The 20,153-nt window shown below is 65.2% G+C and carries 16 protein-coding genes; 3 read left to right on the top strand and 13 right to left on the bottom strand.

What is annotated here, in order from left to right; genetic code table 11:
• Nucleotides 1-11: 11 nt before the first annotated feature.
• Complete coding sequence (locus F6X61_RS08975; RefSeq protein ID WP_153786302.1) at nucleotides 12-4,292, bottom strand: DEAD/DEAH box helicase; 4,281 nt, start codon at nucleotides 4,290-4,292, stop codon at nucleotides 12-14.
• 184 nt (nucleotides 4,293-4,476) lie between these two features.
• On the opposite strand from F6X61_RS08975, the gene F6X61_RS08970 reads away from it, so the two are divergent.
• The gene (locus tag F6X61_RS08970) at nucleotides 4,477-4,890 is read left to right on the top strand and encodes an NUDIX domain-containing protein (protein WP_153786301.1); all 414 of its coding nucleotides are present in this window, start codon (nucleotides 4,477-4,479) and stop codon (nucleotides 4,888-4,890) included.
• Here F6X61_RS08970 and metR read toward each other — a convergent pair.
• Nucleotides 4,874-5,791, bottom strand: coding sequence for a transcriptional regulator MetR (gene metR, locus F6X61_RS08965; RefSeq protein WP_125462838.1), 918 nt, complete (start codon nucleotides 5,789-5,791; stop codon nucleotides 4,874-4,876). The two genes, F6X61_RS08970 and metR, sit on opposite strands and share 17 nt — an antisense overlap.
• A 197-nt stretch (nucleotides 5,792-5,988) precedes the next feature.
• Between metR and F6X61_RS08960 the strand changes: the two genes are divergently transcribed.
• Nucleotides 5,989-6,984, top strand: a complete 996-nt coding sequence (locus tag F6X61_RS08960; RefSeq protein WP_153786300.1) for an alpha/beta fold hydrolase — start codon at nucleotides 5,989-5,991, stop codon at nucleotides 6,982-6,984.
• A 74-nt stretch (nucleotides 6,985-7,058) separates the two neighbouring features.
• Here the strand turns inward: F6X61_RS08960 and F6X61_RS08955 are convergent, their stop codons facing one another.
• The 11 genes from F6X61_RS08955 to F6X61_RS08905 all read right to left on the bottom strand — a co-directional run bounded on the left by F6X61_RS08955 (nucleotide 7,059) and on the right by F6X61_RS08905 (nucleotide 19,293).
• The gene (locus tag F6X61_RS08955) at nucleotides 7,059-7,394 is read right to left on the bottom strand and encodes a GlpM family protein (protein WP_110995126.1); all 336 of its coding nucleotides are present in this window, start codon (nucleotides 7,392-7,394) and stop codon (nucleotides 7,059-7,061) included.
• Nucleotides 7,395-7,421: 27 nt separating this feature from the next.
• A complete protein-coding gene (locus F6X61_RS08950; RefSeq protein WP_153786299.1) occupies nucleotides 7,422-8,750 on the bottom strand; it encodes a sigma-54 dependent transcriptional regulator in 1,329 nt (442 codons plus the stop codon).
• Between the two features lie 13 nt (nucleotides 8,751-8,763).
• Nucleotides 8,764-10,668 (bottom strand): ATP-binding protein, encoded by a 1,905-nt coding sequence (locus F6X61_RS08945; protein WP_125857622.1) that lies wholly within the window; start codon nucleotides 10,666-10,668, stop codon nucleotides 8,764-8,766.
• Nucleotides 10,669-10,726: 58 nt separating this feature from the next.
• Nucleotides 10,727-11,461, bottom strand: a complete 735-nt coding sequence (locus F6X61_RS08940) for an amino acid ABC transporter ATP-binding protein (RefSeq protein ID WP_153786298.1) — start codon at nucleotides 11,459-11,461, stop codon at nucleotides 10,727-10,729.
• The gene (locus F6X61_RS08935) at nucleotides 11,458-12,129 is read right to left on the bottom strand and encodes an amino acid ABC transporter permease (RefSeq protein WP_153786297.1); all 672 of its coding nucleotides are present in this window, start codon (nucleotides 12,127-12,129) and stop codon (nucleotides 11,458-11,460) included. Before F6X61_RS08935 ends, F6X61_RS08940 begins: the two co-directional genes overlap by 4 nt.
• Nucleotides 12,130-12,876 (bottom strand): amino acid ABC transporter permease, encoded by a 747-nt coding sequence (locus F6X61_RS08930; RefSeq protein ID WP_153786296.1) that lies wholly within the window; start codon nucleotides 12,874-12,876, stop codon nucleotides 12,130-12,132. It abuts the gene before it with no gap.
• A gap of 147 nt (nucleotides 12,877-13,023) precedes the next feature.
• On the bottom strand, nucleotides 13,024-13,941 hold the full coding sequence (locus tag F6X61_RS08925; protein ID WP_153786295.1) for a glutamate/aspartate ABC transporter substrate-binding protein: 918 nt from the start codon (nucleotides 13,939-13,941) through the stop codon (nucleotides 13,024-13,026).
• A gap of 337 nt (nucleotides 13,942-14,278) precedes the next feature.
• Nucleotides 14,279-15,811: a glycerol-3-phosphate dehydrogenase gene (gene glpD, locus F6X61_RS08920; protein ID WP_153786294.1), complete on the bottom strand. Its 1,533-nt coding sequence runs from the start codon at nucleotides 15,809-15,811 to the stop codon at nucleotides 14,279-14,281.
• Between the two features lie 183 nt (nucleotides 15,812-15,994).
• Nucleotides 15,995-16,750: a DNA-binding transcriptional repressor GlpR gene (gene glpR, locus F6X61_RS08915; RefSeq protein ID WP_153786293.1), complete on the bottom strand. Its 756-nt coding sequence runs from the start codon at nucleotides 16,748-16,750 to the stop codon at nucleotides 15,995-15,997.
• A 125-nt stretch (nucleotides 16,751-16,875) separates the two neighbouring features.
• Entirely contained in the window at nucleotides 16,876-18,375 is a 1,500-nt protein-coding gene (gene glpK, locus F6X61_RS08910) for a glycerol kinase GlpK (RefSeq protein ID WP_153786292.1), read from the bottom strand.
• A 66-nt stretch (nucleotides 18,376-18,441) separates the two neighbouring features.
• Nucleotides 18,442-19,293 carry an MIP/aquaporin family protein gene (locus F6X61_RS08905; protein WP_125462848.1) on the bottom strand — a complete coding sequence of 284 codons (852 nt, stop codon included), beginning with the start codon at nucleotides 19,291-19,293 and terminating at the stop codon, nucleotides 18,442-18,444.
• 305 nt (nucleotides 19,294-19,598) lie between these two features.
• On the opposite strand from F6X61_RS08905, the gene ybaK reads away from it, so the two are divergent.
• Nucleotides 19,599-20,069, top strand: a complete 471-nt coding sequence (gene ybaK / locus F6X61_RS08900) for a Cys-tRNA(Pro) deacylase (protein ID WP_110995137.1) — start codon at nucleotides 19,599-19,601, stop codon at nucleotides 20,067-20,069.
• Nucleotides 20,070-20,153: the final 84 nt, after the last annotated feature.

The following is a 20,153-nucleotide window of genomic DNA, read 5'->3' as shown; positions in this document are numbered from 1 at the left end:
CCGCGATGGCGTCAGTAGCCAGAGCGCAACAAGCGCTGGTGCCACAGCGTTTGTTCAGCCAACGGCACATCAACCAGATACTGATACTTCCCCGCCACCCGGCACGCCACCGCCACCCCATCCCGATACAGCAGCCGATTGCCGTTCACCGCCGGCACCTTGGCCCCCGGCAACAACGTGCCCACCAGGTTCAACGGATCACAACCACTCACCACCACCAACGCCCCATCCGCCTCACGCCTGCGCACCTGGCGCAATACCCCGATGGCTTCGGGCAAGGCGAACTGCTCGCCGGCCAGCCCGGCGATAAAGCGCCCGCCGCGGATCTCACCGCGCGCTTCGAGGCGGTGATAGCAATGCAGCAACTCACGCCACGACGGCAGCACATCGCTTTCGCGCTCCAGCAGGCGCCAGCACACCACGCCGTAGCGACGCAGCAGGCTGCGGGCGATATGTTCCAGGCGCTGATCGATGTCCACTTCGCTGCCCGCGCGGCGCAGCAGCGCCCAGCGCCCTGCATGGGCCATGGAACTCGACAGCGGCGGATGCCCGCGTCGGCTGCTGCGCGAAGCGCGTTTGGCCGCCGGAGTGATCAGGCTGCGCAGGCCACTGAAACCGTCGGCGCTGGCCAGGCCAAAGCCGACCAGTTCCTGCAGTGCGGCTTCCAGCTCGCTGGGCAGCAGGTGAGCCTCGTGGGTCAGTTCGTCGAAGAACAGTGCGCCGTGGGCCTGCAAGCTGTGCAGCACGCGCTGGCCCCGCGGCGATAGCTGTTCGGGATCCGGCGTTGGCGCAAGGCTGCGCCACAGCCCAAGCTGCTCGCGTGGCAGCAGCACCAAAGGTGTGCTGGTCAAGGTGCTGGCCGAGGCCGTGGCCGCCAGCCGGCTCCAGGCCCACTGGCCGCTGCGGCAGGCGTCGTCCAGCCAGTGCGGGCTGTAGTCCTTGATCCGTGCCGGCAGCAGTTCCGCCTCCCAGGCGGCGGCAGCGGCCGGGAAGCCTTGAAGCTGGCCGAGCACCTCGCCCACGGCCTGCGGACCACGCAGGCGCTCTTCGCCGGCCAGGTGCTGCCAGTCGAACAGAAAACGCATGAAGTCCTGCAGGCTGACCGGTTCGATCTCGCGGCGCAGGCGCTTGACCGTATAGCGGTGGATGCGCGCCAGCAGGTGGCGTTCGCACCACTGCACGGCGCGCTCCCCCGGGCTGAATTGGCCGCGCAGCACGTAACCCTCGCCTTCCAGCCGGGCCAGGGCCTGCTCGCAGTCGCCCAGGGCGCAACCCAGCGGCGTGCCGATCTGGGCGAGGGTCAATGGGCCGAAGCCGCTCAACCGGGCCCGCAGCAGTTCGCTCAGCGCGGTGTCCTGCGCATAAGGCTGGTCGAAGCCCGGGAGCACTGGCAACGCTGGCTGCAGGTGGGCGCCGGGGAATACTGCGCTGATCTGGCCAAGGCGCTCACGGGCCAGCCACATGGGCGGCCCGCCTGCCTGGAGCCGGCAGGCTCTGCCGGACTGCGCCAGTTGTTCAAGCAGGGCGATCCACCCAGGGTTCGCCTCTGCTTCGGCCTGGGTGATCACGCCCAGGCTCATCAGGGCTTCGTGCAGTTCATCGGTGGTGGCCGCGTGCGGCCAGGCCTCGGCCTGCACGGCGCGGATGGCGTCGATGTCCAGCGCACCGAGGTCGTCGCTGCTGTGTACCTCGTTCCAGCGGCGGTTGAGCACGGCCTGGGTACGCCGCTCTTCCAGCGGGGCATCGTCGAGGAAGGTGTAGGGGCGGGCGTTGAGGATTGCCGAGGCCAGTGGTGAAGGCGCCGGCAGGTCGCGGCTGAGCAGGCGGATGTCACCGGCCTCCATGCGCCGCAGCAGCGCCAGCCAGCCTTCGCTGTCCATGGCGGTGTGCAGACAGTCGTCAAGGGTCTGTTCGACCAGCGGGTGGTCAGGAATCTGCCGCTCGCCGACTAGGTTCTCCAGGCAGGCGATCTGGTCGGGGAATACGGCGGCTATCAGGTCTTCGCTCTTCATGCGCTGGATCTGCGGCGGAACCTTGCGCCCACCCACATATCGCGGCAAGGCCATGGCCACCGCCGCGCACCAGCGCCAGCGCACGCCGAACAGCGGCGCGTCGAGCAGTGCCTGGACAAGGATCGGCTCGGCGGTGCGGCTGTTCAGGTAACGCCAGACCTCGTCCAGTTCGAAACTGTGGCTGCTGGACAGCGACAGCACGATGGCATCTTCACTGGCCGCCGCCTGCAGCTCGAAATTGAACGTGCGGCAGAAGCGCTTGCGCAGGGCCAGGCCCCAGGCGCGGTTGATGCGGCTGCCGTAGGGCGAGTGAATGATGAGCTGGGTGCCGCCGGACTCGTCGAAAAAGCGTTCCATCACCAGGGTCTGCTGCGAGGGCAGGGCGCCGAGCACCTGCCAGGTGCGACCGAGGTAGTCGAGCAACTGCTGGGCGCAGCCTTCATCCAGTTGGTAGGTGGTGCGCAGCCAGCCCAGCGCCTGGTCGAAATCGCTGGCCTGCAGTTGTTCATCCAGGCGCGCCTGCAACCGGGCCACTGCGCCAGACAGCTCATCGCTGCGCCCGGGCGCCTCGCCGATCCAGAACGGAATGGTCGGTGGCTGGCCACGGGCATCCTCGACCCGTACCCGCCCAGGTTCTACCCGCAGGATGCGGTAGGAGGCGTTGCCTAGCTGGAAGATATCGCCGGCGATGCTCTCTATCGCGAAGTCTTCATTGACGCTGCCGATGTTCAGCGCCTGGGGTTCGAGCAGAACGGCGTAATCGGCGGTTTCGGGGATGGTGCCGCCGCTGGTCAACGCGGTCAGCTGGCTGCCGCGTCGCCCGCGCAGGCTGGCGCTGACCGCATCACGGTGCAGGTAAGCGCTGCGCACGCCCTGGCGGCCATTGAACCCGTCGGCGAGCATGCGCAACAGGGCCTGGTAGTGGCCTTGGTCGAGGCCGGCGTAGGGGGTGGCCTGGCGCAGCAGGTTGAACAGCGCGCGCTCATCCCAGGGCTGGTTGCTCACTTCGGCGACGATCTGCTGGGCCAGCACGTCCAGCGGCGCCGCCGGAATATGCAGCTCATCGAGTTCGCCCCGGCGCACGCAGTCGAGCAAGGCGACGCACTCGATCAGCTCGTCCCGCGAGGTGGGGAACAGCCGGCCCTTGGGCACGCCATCGACCTGATGCCCGGAGCGCCCGACCCGCTGCAAGAAGGCGGCGATCGAGCCGGGCGAGGCGATCTGGCAGACCAGGTCGACATCGCCGATATCGATCCCCAGCTCCAGCGAGGCGGTGGTGACCAGCACTTGCAACTCGCCGGCCTTGAGTTGCTGCTCAGCTTTGAGGCGATGCTCCTTGGCCAGGCTGCCGTGGTGCGCGGCCACGGCGTCGTTGCCCAGGCGCTCGCCCAGGTGCCGGGTGAGCCGTTCGGCCAGGCGCCGGGTGTTGACGAAGATCAGCGTGGTGCGGTGCTGGCGGGCCAGCGCGGCCAGGCGCTCGTAGACCAGCGCCCAGACATCGGTGGCCATGACCGCGCCCAACGGTACCGGCGGCACTTCGAGGGCCAGGTCACGTTGGCGCACATGGCCGATGTCGACGATGGCGCAGGGGCGCTGGTGGCCAACCAGGAACTGCGCTACCCGCTCCACCGGGCGCTGGGTCGCCGACAGACCGATGCGCCGCAACGGCCGGCCTGCCAGGGCTTCCAGGCGTTCCAGAGTCAAGGCCAAGTGGCTGCCGCGCTTGTTGCCGGCCAGGGCGTGGATCTCGTCGACGATCACCGTGTGTACGCCGGCCAGGCCTTCGCGGCCCGAGGCTGACCCCATCAGCACGTACAGCGATTCCGGCGTGGTCACCAGGATATGCGGGGCCAGCTTGCGCATGGCCGCGCGCTCCTTCTGCGGGGTGTCGCCGGTGCGTACTGCCGTGGTGATGCGTGGCGCCTTCAGGCCGAGCTGCTCGAGCTGCGCGCTGATGCCTTCGAGCGGGGCCTCGAGGTTTAGGCGAATATCGTTGGACAGCGCCTTGAGCGGTGAGACGTAGACAACCTGGGTTTGCGCCGGCAGTTCACCGTCGCGGTCGAGCCCTTGGCAGAACAGCTCGTCGAGCACGGCGAGGAAGGCGCTCAGGGTCTTGCCCGAGCCGGTCGGCGCGGCCAGCAGCATCGACTGGCCCGCATGGATCAACGGCCAGGCGCCGGCCTGGGCCTCGGTGACCGTGGCGAAGCGTTGGCGGAACCAGGTGGCCACGGCGGGGTGGAACAGGCCGAGCACCGGGTGCTGATGGGCGGGGAGGTTCATGGATTGGTTATGGAGGGTTGCAGACGGATAGGCAAGGGGCCGTTCGTCTGTCTGTGCCGGCCTCATCGCGGGGCAAGCCCGCTCCCACAGTTGAGGATGGCGCGGTCCCTGTGGGAGCGGGCTTGCCCCGCGATAGGGCCGGAACAGGTATCCTGCGCCTCCCGACCCTCCGTGAGCTGCCCCCATGCCCGACACCATCCACATCGCCGCCGCCCTGTTGCTCGACCCGCAAGGCCGTACCCTGCTGGTGCGCAAGCGCGGCACCCTGGCCTTCATGCAGCCGGGCGGCAAGATCGATGCGGGGGAATCACCGGCCCAGGCGCTGGCGCGTGAACTGCACGAAGAACTGGGGCTGCGCATCGACCCGACACAGGCCACGCACCTGGGCAGTTTCAGCGCCCCGGCCGCCAATGAGCCAGGCTTCGTGGTCAAGGCCGAGCTGTTTCGTGTCGACAGCGCCGAGGCCGTGACCCCGGCGGCAGAAATCGAAGAAGTGCTGTGGCTGGCCGCCAGCGACACACCAGCCCAGAGCCTGGCGCCGCTGACCCGCGACCTGATCCTGCCGCTGTGGCGCCAAGGCCTCAACGCACCGCGCTGACCCCGTCGAGGGTGGCGAACGAGGTGTCCTTGGCGGTCAGCAGGAAGTCGCGCATGTACGGCGCATCGAGCATGTCGGTGCGCACCGCCGCGTACAGCGTGGCGAACAGGCCTTTCTCGCCCAGGCGCTTGCCCTTCACATAACCGCGCGAGCTGTATTCGTGCAGCGCCCAGTGCGGCATGCCGCACACACCACGGCCGCTGGCCACCAGCTGCATCATCATCACCGTCAGCTCCGAGGTGCGTACCGCCGCCGGTTCCATGTCGGCCGGCTCGAGGAAGCGGGTGAAGATGTCCAGGCGGTCGCGCTCCACCGGGTAGGTGATCAGGGTCTGGTCGAGCAGGTCCTGGGGCACGATGTAGGGCTTGCTGGCCAGCGGGTGCTGGTTGGCGACGGCGAGCATGGCTTCGTAGGTGAACAGCGGCACATAGGTGATGCCGGCCAGGTCCAGCGGGTCGGAGGTCACCACCAGGTCGAGGTCGCCGCGGGCCAGGGCCGGCAAGGGGGCGAAGGCGAAGCCCGAGGCCAGGTCCAGCTCCACTTCCGGCCAGGCGTCGCGGAACTGGTCGATGGTCGGCATCAGCCACTGGAAGCAGCTGTGGCACTCGATGGCCATGTGCAGGCGCCCGGCGGTGCCGCCGGCCAGCCGGGCGATATCGCGCTCGGCGCCGCGCAGCAGCGGCAGGGTGGCGTCGGCCAGTTGCAGCAGGCGCAGGCCGGCGCTGGTGAAGCGGATCGGCTTGGTCTTGCGCACGAACAGCGGCAGGCCCAGGCGTTCCTCCAGCTCCTTGAACTGGTGCGACAGCGCCGATTGCGTCAGGTGCAGGCGCTCGGCGGCTTCCACCAGGCTGTCGGCCTCGCGCAGGGCATGAAGGGTCTTCAGGTGACGGATTTCCAGCACAAAGGCTCCGTGAACAATATTTGAGGGAAAGCGGGATGGCGTTGAGTTTCCCTCATGTTGCCCCGGCCTGTCGACCGCCGCTTGGCAATGACCGCTCGGCAAGGTTCATGAAACTGTCACGGTTTTGTGGCAGCGCGCCCGAATGGATTTCATCAGACTCGCGCTCTACTGGGGATCTGCATTCTGGTGTTTTTTTCATGCGGGCTTTTTTACTTTTCTTCTTGTTGCTGATCAGCGCCTCGGCGAGCTTCGCCGACGACCGCTGCAACCCACAGGTGCCGGTGCAACGTGCCGAGCTGGGCGAGCTGAGCCTGGTCTACCAGAGCGTCGGCGCGCCGCGGGATCCGGCGTTGTTGCTGGTCATGGGCCTGGGCGGTCAGTTGATCCACTGGCCGGACGACGTGGTCGAGGCACTGTGCCGACAGGGCTTTCGGGTGATCCGTTACGACAACCGCGATGTCGGCCTGTCGCGCTGGAACCAACTGCCGGGCTCGGCCAACCTCACCCTCGAAGTGCTGCGCTACAAGCTGGGCCTGCCGGTTTCGGCGCCCTACAGCCTGACCGACATGGCCGGCGACGGTCTGCATCTGATGGATGCGCTGCAGATCCGCCAGTTCCATGTGCTGGGTGTGAGCATGGGCGGGATGATTGCCCAGCACATCGCGGCCATGGCACCGGAGCGGGTGCGCAGCCTGACGCTGGTGATGTCCAGCTCGGGCGCGGCCGGGTTGCCGGCGCCGAATCCGGCGCTGGTGCAGTTGCTGGCGCGGCGCAATGCACCGAACCGGGCGGTGGCGATCGAGCAGCAGGCTGATCTACTGGCGGCCTTGGGCAGCCCGCAGGTGAAGGATGATCGCGCGGTGTTGCTCAAGCAGGCGGCGCAGGCCTATGACCGGGCGTTCAACCCAGAGGGCGTGCAGCGCCAGATCATGGCGATTCTGGCCGAGCCGAGCCGGGTCGAGTTGTTGAATCAACTGCGGGTGCCGACGCTGGTGGTGCATGGCACCGCCGACCCGCTGCTGCCGGTGATGCATGGGGTGCACCTGGCGGCGCATATCCAGGGCAGTGAGTTGCGCTTGATACCGGGGTTGGCGCATCGCTTCCAGGAGCCGTTCAAGCAGCCGCTGCTGGGGGCGGTGCTGCCCTACCTGCAGTCGCACCGGCAGGATGTGACGCATATCGCAGGGCTCTAGAACCTATCGCGGGCAAGCCCGCTCCCACGCGATATCGTGGGAGCGGGCTTGCCCCGCGATGCTATTTCGATCCTTCAGTGCATCCGCACCCAAACGCTCACCAGCACCGTCGCCGCCATCAGCCAAGCCACCGTGGCCAGCGCCAGCGACGCCTCCAGGCGCATGCGGTCGACCAGCACATACAAGGTCGCCAGGTACACGAAGTACGGAATGATCGACCACATGCCAAACAGGATGGTGGTCTTCAGGTCCTCGATGCTGCGCCCCTTGCCAACGATGTAGTGGGCGATCAGGGCAAAGGTGGGAAACAGCGGCACGAGCCCTGCGATGTAGTAGTTGCGGGTCTTCGACAGGATGGCCAGCAGCACCACCACGCCGGCGCCCAGGGCCGCTTTGAATACCAGGTCCACGTTGTCTTTCCAGGTTGAGATTGCCGATCAGCCGAGGCCGTATTTCTTCACTTTGTCGAACAGCGTGGTCTTGGCCATGCCCAGCTCCTGGCTGGCCTGGCTGAGGTTGCCGCCGGTGCGCTGCAGGGCGTCGCTGAGCAGGTTGCGCTCGAACGCCTCTACCGCCTCGGAAAACCCCAGGCCCTGGCTGGCGCTGCCGCTGGGGCCCTTCTTGAACGCCGGCAGGCCCAAGGCATGGCGTTCGGCGACGTTGCGCAGTTCGCGCACGTTGCCCGGCCAGTCGTGGGCCATCAACTGCGACAGGGTCTGGCTGTCGAGCTCCGGCGCCTCGCGGTCGAAGCGCAGCGCCGACTGCTGCAGGAAGTGCTCGAACAGCTGCAGGATGTCTTCACGGCGTTCGCGCAGGGGCGGCAGCTCCAAGGTCACCACGTTGAGGCGGTAATACAGGTCGCTGCGGAACTGGCCGCTCTGGCCGAGGGCGTCGAGGTCGGACTTGGTGGCGGCGATCACCCGGCAGTCCACCGGGATGCTCTGGTTCGAGCCCAGGCGTTCCAGGGTGCGCTCTTGCAGCACACGCAGCAGCTTGATCTGCAGGTTGATCGGCATGCTCTCCACTTCATCGAGGAACAGCGTGCCGCCATTGGCGTGCTCGATCTTGCCGATGCGCCGTTTGCCGGCGCCGGTGAAGGCGTTGGCCTCATGGCCGAAAATCTCGCTTTCGAACAGGTTCTCTGGCAGGCCGCCGCAGTTCAGGGCCACGAACGGCTGGCCCTGGCGCCGGCTGAAGTCGTGCAGGCAGCGCGCGACCAGCTCTTTGCCGGTGCCGGTTTCGCCTTCGATCAGCACGTTGGCCGAGGTGTCGGCAACGTTGGCGATCAGTTCGCGCAGGTGCTCCATGGCCGGCGAGCGGCCAATGATCCGGCCTTCCAGGCTGCTTTGCTCGACCAGTTGGCGGCGCAGGGCGACCACTTCCCGGGACAGGCCGCGCTGCTCCAGCGCGCGGCGGACCACGTCGACCAGGCGCTCGGGCGAGAAGGGCTTCTCCATGAAGTCGTAGGCGCCGTTGCGCATGGCGCCGACCGCCATGTCGATATCGCCGTGGCCGGTGATCAGCACCACCGGCAGGCTGCGGTCGCGGGCCTTCAGGCGGTTGAGCAGCTCCAGGCCATCGATGCCCGGCAGGCGGATATCGCTGACGACGATGCCGGCGAAATCGTCGCCGATGCGTTCCAGTGCCTGTTCGGCGCTGCCGACGCCTTCGCAGGCGATGTCCTCGAGGGCCAGCGCCTGCTGGCAGCCGAGCAGCACATGGGGATCGTCTTCGACGATCAGGACCGTCAAGGGTGCTTGGTTCATAGGGACCCTTCGTTCATGGGAGCTCTGCGGATTCGGTGGGCGGCGTGGCCAGGGGCAAGGCGAGGACGAACGCAGTGCCGCCGCCGGCGGGGTGTTCGACGCTCAGGGTGCCCTTGGCGGCGGTGGCCAGGCTGGCCGACAGGGTAAGGCCAAGGCCCAGGCCATGCTCGCCCGGTTTGGTGGTGAAGAACGGCTCGAACAGGTGCTTGCGCGCTTCCGGGTCGATGCCGTGGCCGTTGTCGCGTACCCACAGGCGGTACTTGTCGCCCTGGGCTTCACCTTCCAGCCACAGCTGCGGCAGCGGCTGGGTGGCCATGGCGTCCAGGGCATTGCCGATCAGGTTGACCAGGATCTGTTCCAGGCGGGTCTGGTCGATGGCCAGCTGCTGATCGTCGAACTGGCGGTGCAACTGCAGGTGGCAGGCACTGATGCGGTTGCCCAGCACCTGCAGGGTGGCCTCGACGGCCTTTTCCAGCGAGGCCTGGCCGCGGTCGTCGCCGCGCCGGGCGAACGAGCGCAGGCTGGCGGTGATGCGGCCCATGCGGTCGATCAGGTCGTTCATGGTGCGCAGGTTGGCGCTGGCGGTTTCCAGCGCGCCGCGTTCAAGGAAGCGTACGGTGTTGCCCGACAGCGTGCGTAGTGCCGCGAGGGGTTGGTTCAGTTCGTGGGCGATGCTGGTGGACATCTGGCCGATGGCCGCCAGCTTGCCGGCCTGCACCAGCTCGTCCTGGGCCTGGCGCAGGGTCTGTTCGGCGTGGCGGCGTTCGCGGATCTGGCCTTTGAGGCGTTCGTTGCTGGCACGCAGGTCGGCGGTGCGCTCGGTGATCTTGCGCTCCAGGTGGCTGTTGGCCTCTTCCAGCGCCTCGCGAGCAGCCAGGCGGGTGGCAATCACCTTGCGTCGCTCGTTCCAGGCGATGGCCAGGATCGCCAGCAGGGCGAACGCCACGCCGACCAGGATGCCCTGCACCATGGATTCGCGGCGCAGGTCCTGCAGCGGGGTGAGCAGGGTGAAGTGCCAGGGGGTGTCGACCAGGCGCCGGGTCTGGGCCAGGTAGGTCACCTCGTGGGGCTTGCCGTGGGCGGTTTCGCTGTTGGCCGGGAAGGTCAGTTTCTCCACGCCATCGGCCAGGGTTTCGCGGGCCAGCGGTTGTAGCTCGTTGAGCGGCCACCAGTAGTACTGCAGGCTGCGCGCCAGGCGTTCCTTGATTTGCGGGTTCAGCGGGCGTACCGACTTGAGGCGCCGGGCCGGGTCGCTGGAGAGGATGATGATGCCGTTCTCGTCGCTGACGAAGGCTTCGAGGCGGGCGCGTTGCCAGCGCTCTTCGAGGGTGTCCAGGCGTACCTTGATCACGGCCACGCCGATGATCTTGCCGTGTTCTTCCAGGCCATGGGCCAGGTAATAGCCGGCCTCGCCGGTGGTGCTGCCGATACCGTAGAAGCGCCCGGGTTCGCCGCGCACGGCGGTCTGGAAGTAGGCACGGAAGGCCAGGTCTTCGCCGAGGAAGGAATCGGCGTCGCGCCAGTTGCTGGTGGCCTGCACCCGGCCGTTGGTGTCGAGGACGAAGATCGCCCGGCTGCGGCTGCGCCGGTTCAGGCCTTCGAGGTATTCGTTGACGGCCTGGCGATCACCGGCTTCGGGGTCGGTGAGCAGGCGCGAGACGCTGTCTTCAAGCTCCAGCAGGCTGGGCAGGTAGGTGTACTTGCTGATTTCGCTTTCGACCGTGCGCGCATGCAGTTCCAGCGCGCGCTCGCCGCTTTCGCTGAGGGTGCGGATGCCATTGCTCTCGCTGATCAGATAGCCAGCCATGCCCAGACCGACCATCAGCAGGATGACCAGGGGCGGCAGCAGCAATTGACGGATCAGGCGGGATTTCACGGCAGGCTGGGCAGGGCGAAGGAGCGAAGGGTCGCATTTCATCACAGTGGCCTTGTCACGACCAGCGTCCGCTGCCGGGCAGGCAGCGGACGTGGCTCACTCAGTGTTGCAGGATCTTGCTGAGGAAGTGCTGGGTGCGCTCGTGGCGGCCTTGCGGGTTGCCGAAGAAGTCATCCTTCTGGCAGTCCTCGATGATGTTGCCCTTGTCCATGAAGATCACCCGGTTGGCGACCTTGCGGGCGAAGCCCATCTCGTGGGTAACGCACATCATGGTCATGCCTTCATGGGCCAGTTCGACCATCACGTCGAGCACTTCGTTGACCATTTCCGGGTCCAGCGCCGAGGTCGGTTCGTCGAACAGCATGACGATCGGGTCCATCGACAGGGCGCGGGCGATCGCCACGCGCTGCTGCTGGCCGCCGGACAGCTGGCCGGGGTGTTTCTTGGCGTGGGCGCCCAGGCCGACGCGGTCCAGCAGGGCCAGGCCCTTCTTGGTGGCTTCCGCCTCGCTGCGACCGAGTACCTTGCGCTGGGCGATGGTCAGGTTCTCGGTGATCGACAGGTGCGGGAACAGCTCGAAGTGCTGGAACACCATGCCGACCCGCGAACGCAGCTTGGGCAGGTTGGTCTTGGGGTCGGCGATGGAGGTGCCGTCGACCACGATGTCGCCTTTCTGGAACGGCTCCAGCGCGTTGACGCACTTGATCAGGGTGGACTTGCCCGAACCCGACGGGCCGCAGACCACTACTACTTCACCTTTCTTGACCTCGGTGCTGCAGTCGGTCAGCACCTGGAAGTCGCCGTACCACTTGTTGACGTTCTTGATGGAAATCATACGGTGATCCTTTTTTGCAGGCGCTTGACCAGCCAGGAAGCGGAGAAGCTGATGAGGAAGTAGACGACACCGGCGAAGATCAGGAACTCATGGGAGCGCCCGATGATGTCGCCGTTGGAGCGCGCCGAGTTGAGGAAGTCGATCAGGCCCACGGTGTACACCAGCGAGGTGTCCTGGAACAGGATGATGCTCTGCTGCAGCAGCAGCGGGGTCATCTTGCGGAACGCCTGGGGCAGGATGATCAGGCGCATGCATTGGCCGTAGCTCATGCCCAGGGCTTGTGCCGCACCCATCTGGCCCTTGGAGATCGACTGCACGCCGGCGCGGACGATTTCGCAGAAATAGGCCGCCTCGAACATCATGAAGGCCACGACGCAGGAGGTGAACGCACCCACCGGGGTGTCTTCGCCGGTGATCCAGCGCAGCACGAAGGGCACCGCCAGGTAGAACCAGGTGATCACCAGCAGCAGCGGGATGGAGCGGAAGTAGTTGACGTAGGCACCGGCGACATTGGCCAGCAGCTTGCTCGACGACAGGCGCATCAGGGCGAGGATGGTACCCAGGGCAATACCGCCGACCACGCCCATGACCATCAGTTGCAGGGTCAGGACCATGCCTTCCCAGAGGGCGGGCAGGGCCGGGATGATTTCGCTGAAATCCATGTCCATTTACTTGCCCCCCACGGAGATCAGGCCAGGTACCGCAACTTTCTTCTCGACCATGCGCATGAGCAGCATCAGGCCCATGTTCAGGGTGAAGTAGATCAGTGTGGCGAGGGTGAATGCCTCGAACAGGTTGGCGGAGAATTCGGCGGTCTGCTTGGTCTGGGCCAGCAGTTCCATCAGGCCGATCAGCGACGCTACCGAGGAGTTCTTGAACACGTTCAGAAATTCCGAGGTGAGCGGCGGAATGATGATCCGGTAGGCCTGGGGCAGCAGCACGTTCATGTAGATCTGCGGCAGGCTGAAGCCCATTGCCCGACCGGCCGATTCCTGGCCGCGAGGCAGTGCCTGGATACCGGTGCGCACCTGTTCGCAGACACGGGCGGCGGTGAACAGGCCGAGGCAGATGACCACGCTGATCAGTGCCGAGGTGGTCGGGTTGAGGTCCTGCTTGAACCACTCCTGCAGGCTTTCGGGCAGCAGGTCGGGTACCAGGAAGTACCAGATGAACAGCTGCACCAGCAGCGGCACGTTGCGGAACAGCTCGACGTAGGCGGTGGCAATCCCTGACACCAGGCGGTTTGGCACTGTACGCATCACGCCGAGCAGCGAGCCCAGCAGCAAGGCGATGATCCAGGCGGAAATGGCGATGGCGATGGTCCAGCCCAGGCCAGTGATGTACCAGTCCAGATAGGTTTCGCTGCCCACGCCGGTGGACTTGAAGAACACGCCCCAGTCCCAGTTGTAATTCATCGGGATTTCCCCTCAGACGGTTGTTTCACGGGCACCTTGATACATCCGGGGGCGTTCGACGCCCTCGGATGTAAAGGTTAGACACTAAAAAGTGGCCTGTCGGATCGAAACGTGCGCGCTGCGCACCAGGCCACTAGTTGCCTGGGATCAGGACTTCTTCTCGTCAGCGGCCTTGTCGGTCGGCTCGGCGATCAGCTTCTTCAGCTCGTCGCTCATCGGGAAGTTCAGGTTCAGGCCTTTTGGTGGGATCGGCTGTTGGAACCACTTGTCGTAGCTCTTGTTGACTTCACCCGACTTGAAGTAGGCGACGATGGCTTCGTCGACCGCTTTCTTGAAGGCCGGATCGTCCTTGCGCACCATGCAGCCGTAGATTTCGTACGACTGTGGGGTACCGGTGATGGTCCAGTCGCTCGGCTTCTTGGCCTTGGCCATCTCGCCGGCCAGCAGCGCGTCGTCCATCATGAAGGCCACGGCGCGGCCGCTTTCGAGCATGTTGAAGGCTTCGCCGTGGTCCTTGGCGGAGATCACGTTCATCTTCATCTGCTTGTCGGCGTTCATCGCCTTGAGGATGCGCTCGGAAGTGGTACCGGCGGTGGTCACCACGTTCTTGCCGGCCAGGTCGGCGAAGTCTTTATAGGAAGGCTGACCGTCCTTGACCTTGGTCAGCAGGCGGGTGCCGACTTCGAAGATGCCCACCGAGAAACCAACCTGCTGCTGGCGCTCGACGTTGTTGGTGGTGGAGCCGCACTCAAGGTCGACGGTGCCGTTCTGCACCAGCGGGATGCGGGTTTGCGAGGTGACGAGGTTGTACTTGACCTTGATGTCGGTGCCCAGTTGCTTCTTCAGGGCGTCGACCACAGCGATCTGGATGTCGTGGGAGAAGCCCACGGGTTCCGGCTTGCCGGCGAGGTAGGAGAACGGGATGGAGGAGTCGCGGTGGCCCAGGGTGATGGTGCCCGAGTCCTTGATCTTCTTCAGGGTGCCGGTCAGCTCTTCGGCCATGACGGGCGATGCGATGACTGCAGCCGCGATAGCGGCGCCCAGCAATTGACGAACGATGCGCATCAAATTTTCCTCGACGTGTTTGTTTTTTTTATGGAGCCGTTGGCGGACTCTTTCGTTCAACGAATACCGCAATGAAGCGGGTGCATTCGGCTACCAAGTGTAGAGCATGAGTCGTGCCAAGCTCTGGCAATGATCATAACGGCGCGAAAACACTGGGGATTAATCTTTTTTGACGGTATTGAAGCCGATTGTTTCGTGCGGATTTCCGAATGAGTGGTTATGTGTCGTTCGGAAATCCGAATGGTTGTGAGCGGCTGGGAGGCGGTGCGAGGGGGTTGGCAATTTATGTGGAACTTCAAAAAAGAACGCCCGGGCAAGCCCGGGCGTCGTCGAAGTGTCAGGCCGCACGCCCTCGCGTGCGCTGCTGTTCAGCCTGCCGCAGGTAATCGGCCAGCGCCTGCTGCTCGGCCGCGCTGGTGAACAGCCCCAGCTTGGTCCGGCGCCAGAGGATGTCGTCGGCGTCGACCGCCCACTCCTGGCTGCACAGGTAGTCCACTTCGCGGGTGAACAGGCCGCCACCGATGGCCTGGCCCAAGTCCTCGGGGCCATTCACGCCCTCGAGCAGGCGCCAGACGCGGCTGCCGTAAGTCACCGCCCAACGCTTGGCGATATCCAGCGGCAGCCAGGCATGGCTGGCCAGCAAGGCGTCCACCAGTGCCTGCACGCTGGTCATGCTTTCGCCGCCGGGAAGTGGCGCATCGGCGGTCCAGCTGCCGCGCATCTGGGTGAAGAACGGCTTGAGTTCGGCCATCGCCGATTCGGCCAGTTTGCGGTAGGTGGTGAGCTTGCCGCCGAACACCGACAGCAGTGGCGCTTCACCAGCTGCGGCGGACAGCGCCAGGGTGTAGTCGCGGGTCACTGCCGAGGGGTTGTCCGACTCGTCGTTGCACAGCGGGCGCACGCCGGAGTAGGTGTGCAGGATATCGGCGCGGCTCAACTGGTGGTTGAAGTGTTCGTTGACCACTTTGAGCAGGTAATCGGTCTCCTGCTCGGTGATCGCCACTTTGGCCGGGTCGCCGCTGTATTCGCGGTCGGTGGTGCCGATCAGGGTGAAGCGGTCCAGGTAGGGGATGCAGAAGACGATGCGCTGGTCTTCGTTCTGCAGGATGTAGGCATGCTCGCCTTCGTAAAGGCGCGGCACGATCAGGTGGCTGCCCTGGATCAGGCGGATGCCGTAAGGCGCGTCGAGCTTGAGGTCGTCCTTGATGAAACTGGCCACCCAGGGGCCGGCGGCGTTGACCAGGGCGCGGGCGCGGATGGTCTTCAGGCTGCCGTCGGCATGTTGCAGCTGCACTTCCCAGATGCCCTCGACGCGCTCGGCACGCAGGCAACGGGTGCGGGTATGGATGTGTGCGCCTTTCTCGCGGGCGGCCATGGCGTTGACCACCACCAGGCGTGCGTCGTCGACAGCGCAGTCGGCGTATTCGAAGCCGCGGGTGATGGCAGGCTTGAGCGGGTAGCCCGGGCCGAAGCGCAGGCCGCGCGAGGCGCCCAGGCGCTTGCGCTTGCCCAGGTGGTCATAGAGGAACAGGCCGGCGCGGATCATCCAGGCCGGGCGCAGGTGTGGCTGGTGCGGCAGGACGAAGCGCATTGGCTTGACGATGTGCGGGGCCTTGGCCAGCAGCACTTCGCGCTCGGCGAGGGCTTCGCGCACCAGGCGAAATTCGTAGTGCTCGAGATAGCGCAGGCCGCCGTGGATCAGCTTGCTGCTGGCCGAGGAGGTGTGCCGGGCCAGATCGTCCTTTTCGCAAAGGAACACCTTCAGGCCGCGCCCGGCGGCGTCTGCCGCGATGCCCACGCCATTGATGCCGCCACCGATCACGGCGAGGTCGTAGCAGTCGAGGGGTTGGGGCGAAACGGGCTGGGACACGGCAAGGCCTCCTGGGCTGTTCATATCGAATATGAACATTGATGTTCGTTTGCGAAAATACTAGCGCAATGAACAGGCGGCCGCCAGTGAGTCTTTATAGAAAAAACTGATCGGATGACAATTAAATGAACATTTACGAACATCGTGCGGGGCCGGCGAGCCGGCTCCTGCACAACGGGGGCGTCAGACCACGTCCAGGCGGATCTTGTACTGGTTGAGCAGTTGGCTCAGGGCGGGGGTAGGGGCCTGATCGGTTACCAGGCAATCGATCAGGCTGATCGAACCCAGGCGAACCATGGCGTTACGGCCGAACTTGCTGGAGTCCGCAGCGAGGATCACTTGGCGGGCGTTGGCGATGATCGCCTGGGACACGCGCACTTCCTGATAGTCGAAGTCCAGCAGGCTGCCGTCCTCGTCGATGCCGCTGATGCCGACCACGGCGAAGTCGACCTTGAACTGGCTGATGAAGTCGACGCTGGCCTGGCCTACCACGCCGCCGTCGCGGCGCACCGTGCCGCCGGCCACCAGCACTTCGAAGTCGTCCTTGGCGCCAAGGATCGCCGCTACGTGCAGGTTGTTGGTGATGATCTTCAGGTGGTTGTGGTTGAGCAGGGCGCGGGCGATGGATTCGGTAGTTGTGCCGATGTTGATGAACAGCGAGGCATGGTCGGGGATCTGCCGGGCCACGGCTTCGGCAATGCGCTGCTTCTCGTCGCGCATCTGGTCGGCGCGCATGGCGTAGGCGGTGTTCTCGATACTCGAGTCGTAGGCGGCGCCACCGTGGTAGCGACGCAGCAGGTTGGCCTCGGCGAGCTGGTTGATATCGCGGCGGATGGTCTGCGGGGTGACGACGAACAGCTGAGCCATTTCCTCGATGCTGACGTAGCCGCGTTCGCGGACCAGCTCGAGGATTTGTTGTTGGCGTGGAGGCAGATTCATGGGCGGTCCTTGGGGGCAGCCTGAAAAATTCTGCAATGATGCCGTAGGAAGGGGAGGACGACCAGTCTGGATGCGACCTCCATAGCGAGAGGAGCCAGCAAGCTGGCTCCTTCACAAGGTGGGGGTCAGGCGTCGTGATCTTCCCAGTCGCGGGTGCGATCCACGGCCTTACGCCAGCCTTTGTAGAGTTTCTCTTTCTCGCTTTCATCCAGTTGCGGGCTGAATTCGCGCTCGATGATCGCCTTGTCGCGCAGCTCGTCCAGGCCGCTCCAGAAACCGCAAGCCAGGCCGGCCAGGTAGGCGGCGCCGAGGGCGGTGGTCTCGCGCATTTTCGGGCGCTCGACGCAGGTGCCGAGGATGTCGGCCTGGAACTGCATGAGGAAGTTGTTGGCCACCGCACCGCCATCCACGCGCAGTTCGCTCAGGCGCTGGCCGCAGTCCTGCTGCATGGCGTCGAGCACGTCGCGGGTCTGGTAGGCGATCGACTCCAGCGCGGCACGGATGATGTGGTCGACTTTCACGCCGCGGGTCAGGCCGAACAGCGCGCCACGGGCATAGGGGTCCCAGTAGGGCGCGCCGAGGCCGGTGAAGGCGGGTACCAGGTACACGCCGTTGCTGTCCTTGACCTTGCTGGCGAAGTACTCGGTGTCGTAGGCGTCGTTGATGATCTTCAGTTCGTCACGCAGCCACTGCACGGTGGAGCCACCGTTGAACACGGCGCCTTCCAGGGCATAGGCCACTTCGCCGCGCGGGCCGCAGGCGATGGTGGTGAGCAGGCCGTGGGACGAAGCGACGGCCTTGTCGCCGGTGTTCATCAGCAGGAAGCAGCCGGTGCCGTAGGTGTTCTTGGCCTGGCCGGGCTCCACGCACATCTGGCCGAACAGCGCCGATTGCTGGTCGCCGGCGATACCGGCGATCTTGATGCCGCTCTTGGTCTGGCCATAGACCTCCGACGAAGGGCGCACTTCGGGCAGCATCTGCCGCGGGATGCCGAGGATATCCAGCAGCTTCTCGTCCCACGCCAGGGTATGGATGTTGAACATCAAGGTGCGCGAGGCGTTGGTGTAGTCGGTGACATGCACCTTGCCGCCGGAGAACTTCCAGATCAGCCAGGTATCGATGGTGCCGAACAGCAGCTCGCCGCGCTCGGCGCGCTCGCGAACACCTTCGACGTTGTCGAGGATCCACTTGAGCTTGGTGCCGGAGAAGTACGGGTCGGTGACCAGGCCGGTGGTTTCGCGGATGTACTGTTCGTGGCCGTCACGCTTGAGCTGGGCGCAGATCTCGGTGCTGCGGCGGCACTGCCAGACAATGGCGTTGTACACCGGGCGGCCGGTTTCCTTGTCCCACACCACGGTGGTTTCACGCTGGTTGGTGATGCCGATGGCGGCTACCTGGGCGTGGCTGATACCGGCCTGGGCCAGGGCTTCGACCATGGTCGCGCTTTGTGTGGCGAAGATTTCCATCGGGTCGTGCTCGACCCAGCCGGCCTGCGGGTAGTGCTGGGCGAACTCGCGCTGCGAGGTGCCGACCACGTTGGCGTCGCGGTCGAAGATGATGGCCCGAGAACTGGTGGTGCCCTGGTCGAGGGCAATGATGTAGTTCTTGTCCTGGGTGTCTGTCATGTCGATGGCCTTGCAGGAATTAGGAGTGGTTCAGGGCGTGGCGAGCATTTGAGCCCGGCGCTGGCATCAGGAAACCTGGGCATCACCCTGAGGATTATCGTCTGTCTGTGGCTTCTCGGCTTCTGCCGTCGGCAGGTTGCGGGCGATCAGCCCGCGGTAAAGGGCCGCACCAAGGCTGGCGCCGAGAATCGGTGCGAACACCGGTACCAGGAAATAGGGAATGTCACGCCCGCCGGTAAAGGCGATGTCGCCCCAGCCAGCGAGGAAGGTCATCAGCTTGGGCCCGAAATCCCGCGCCGGGTTCATCGCAAAGCCGGTCAGAGGGCCCATGGCGCTGCCGATCACGGCGATCAGCAGGCCGATCAGCAGTGGCGCGGTGGCGCCACGGGGCAGGCCGTTGTTGTCGTCGGTCAGGGCCATGATCACGGCCATCAGGATGGCGGTGATGATCACTTCGACCAGGAACGCCTGGCCGGTGGACAGCGCCGGGTGCGGGTAGGTGGAGAACACCGAGGCCAGTTCCAGGCTAGCCTGGCTGCCGCGCAACATGGCGTGGGCCTGTTCGAAATCGAAGAACAGGTTGCTGTACAGCGTGTAAACGAGCGCGGCGCCACAGAACGCGCCACACACCTGGGCGAGGATGTAGAACGGCAGTTTGCGTTTGTCGAAGCCGGCGAACAGGGTGAGGGCGATGCTCACGGCCGGGTTCAGGTGCGCGCCGGAAACGCCGGCGGTGAGGTAGATCGCCATGCTCACGCCGACCCCCCAGATGATGCTGATTTCCCACAGGCCGAAGCTGGCGCCGGCAACCTTGAGGGCGGCGACACAGCCTGTGCCGAAGAAGATGAGTAGCGCGGTGCCGAGGAACTCGGCCATGCATTGGGCGGAAAGCGTCGGTTGGCGTAGAGCAGTCGTCATGTATGACCTCGGTTCTTGTTGTTGTGAGGCGCGGTGCGCTCGACAGCAAAAAAGCCCGGAGTCGATCCCCATTGACGCCGGGCGGGTGCAGGAAGTGCACCTTATAGGTGCACCATGTATTCAGAAACGAAAAAATATAGACAAGAAACGCTGATGTCAAAGGTCGAAAGTGAACGATTGGCCACAATCTGACCGAGAGGCCTGCCTGCGAACCCTTGGCCGCCGCTCTAGGCTGCGGCTGTGCTGGCTGGCCTGGGGGATTTGCCCTACAGTAGCCGGCGACCTGCGATCGACTGGAGCCCTCGATGACCCCCGCCCTGGACCTGCTGAAAAAGGCGCGCGCCGAGTACCGCGTGCACAGTTACGAACATGACCCGAAGACTGCTTCCTATGGCCTGGAAGCGGCCGAGAAGCTTGGCCTTGACCCGCTGCGGGTGTTCAAGACGCTGCTGGCCAGCAGCGAGAAGGGCGAGTTGCTGGTGGCGGTGGTGCCGGTGGTCGGTACCCTCGATCTCAAGGCGCTGGCCCATGCGGCGGGGGTGAAGAAGTGCGAAATGGCCGACCCGCAGGCTGCCCAACGTGCCACGGGTTACCTTGTGGGCGGCATCAGCCCGTTGGGGCAGAAGAAGCGTCTGCGTACCTTCATCGACGAGTCCGCGCAACAACATGAAACCATTCACGTCAGCGCTGGCCGACGTGGCCTGGAGGTGGAGCTGGCAGCGGCGGTGCTGGCAACCCATACCCAGGGGCAATTTGCCGGGATTGGTCGCGGCTGAGCATCTGTATGGTGGTAATTTTCTCGACTCTGTCACTGTTCGGTCCGGGCCCCGTGCGCCATGCTCGGGCCCTTTCCAAAAAGA

Source organism: Pseudomonas sp. EMN2 (assembly GCF_009650555.1).
In the GTDB taxonomy this organism is placed as follows: domain Bacteria; phylum Pseudomonadota; class Gammaproteobacteria; order Pseudomonadales; family Pseudomonadaceae; genus Aquipseudomonas; species Aquipseudomonas sichuanensis.
Note: the sequence above shows the minus strand (reverse complement) of the source record. Positions and strands in the feature narration are given on the sequence as shown.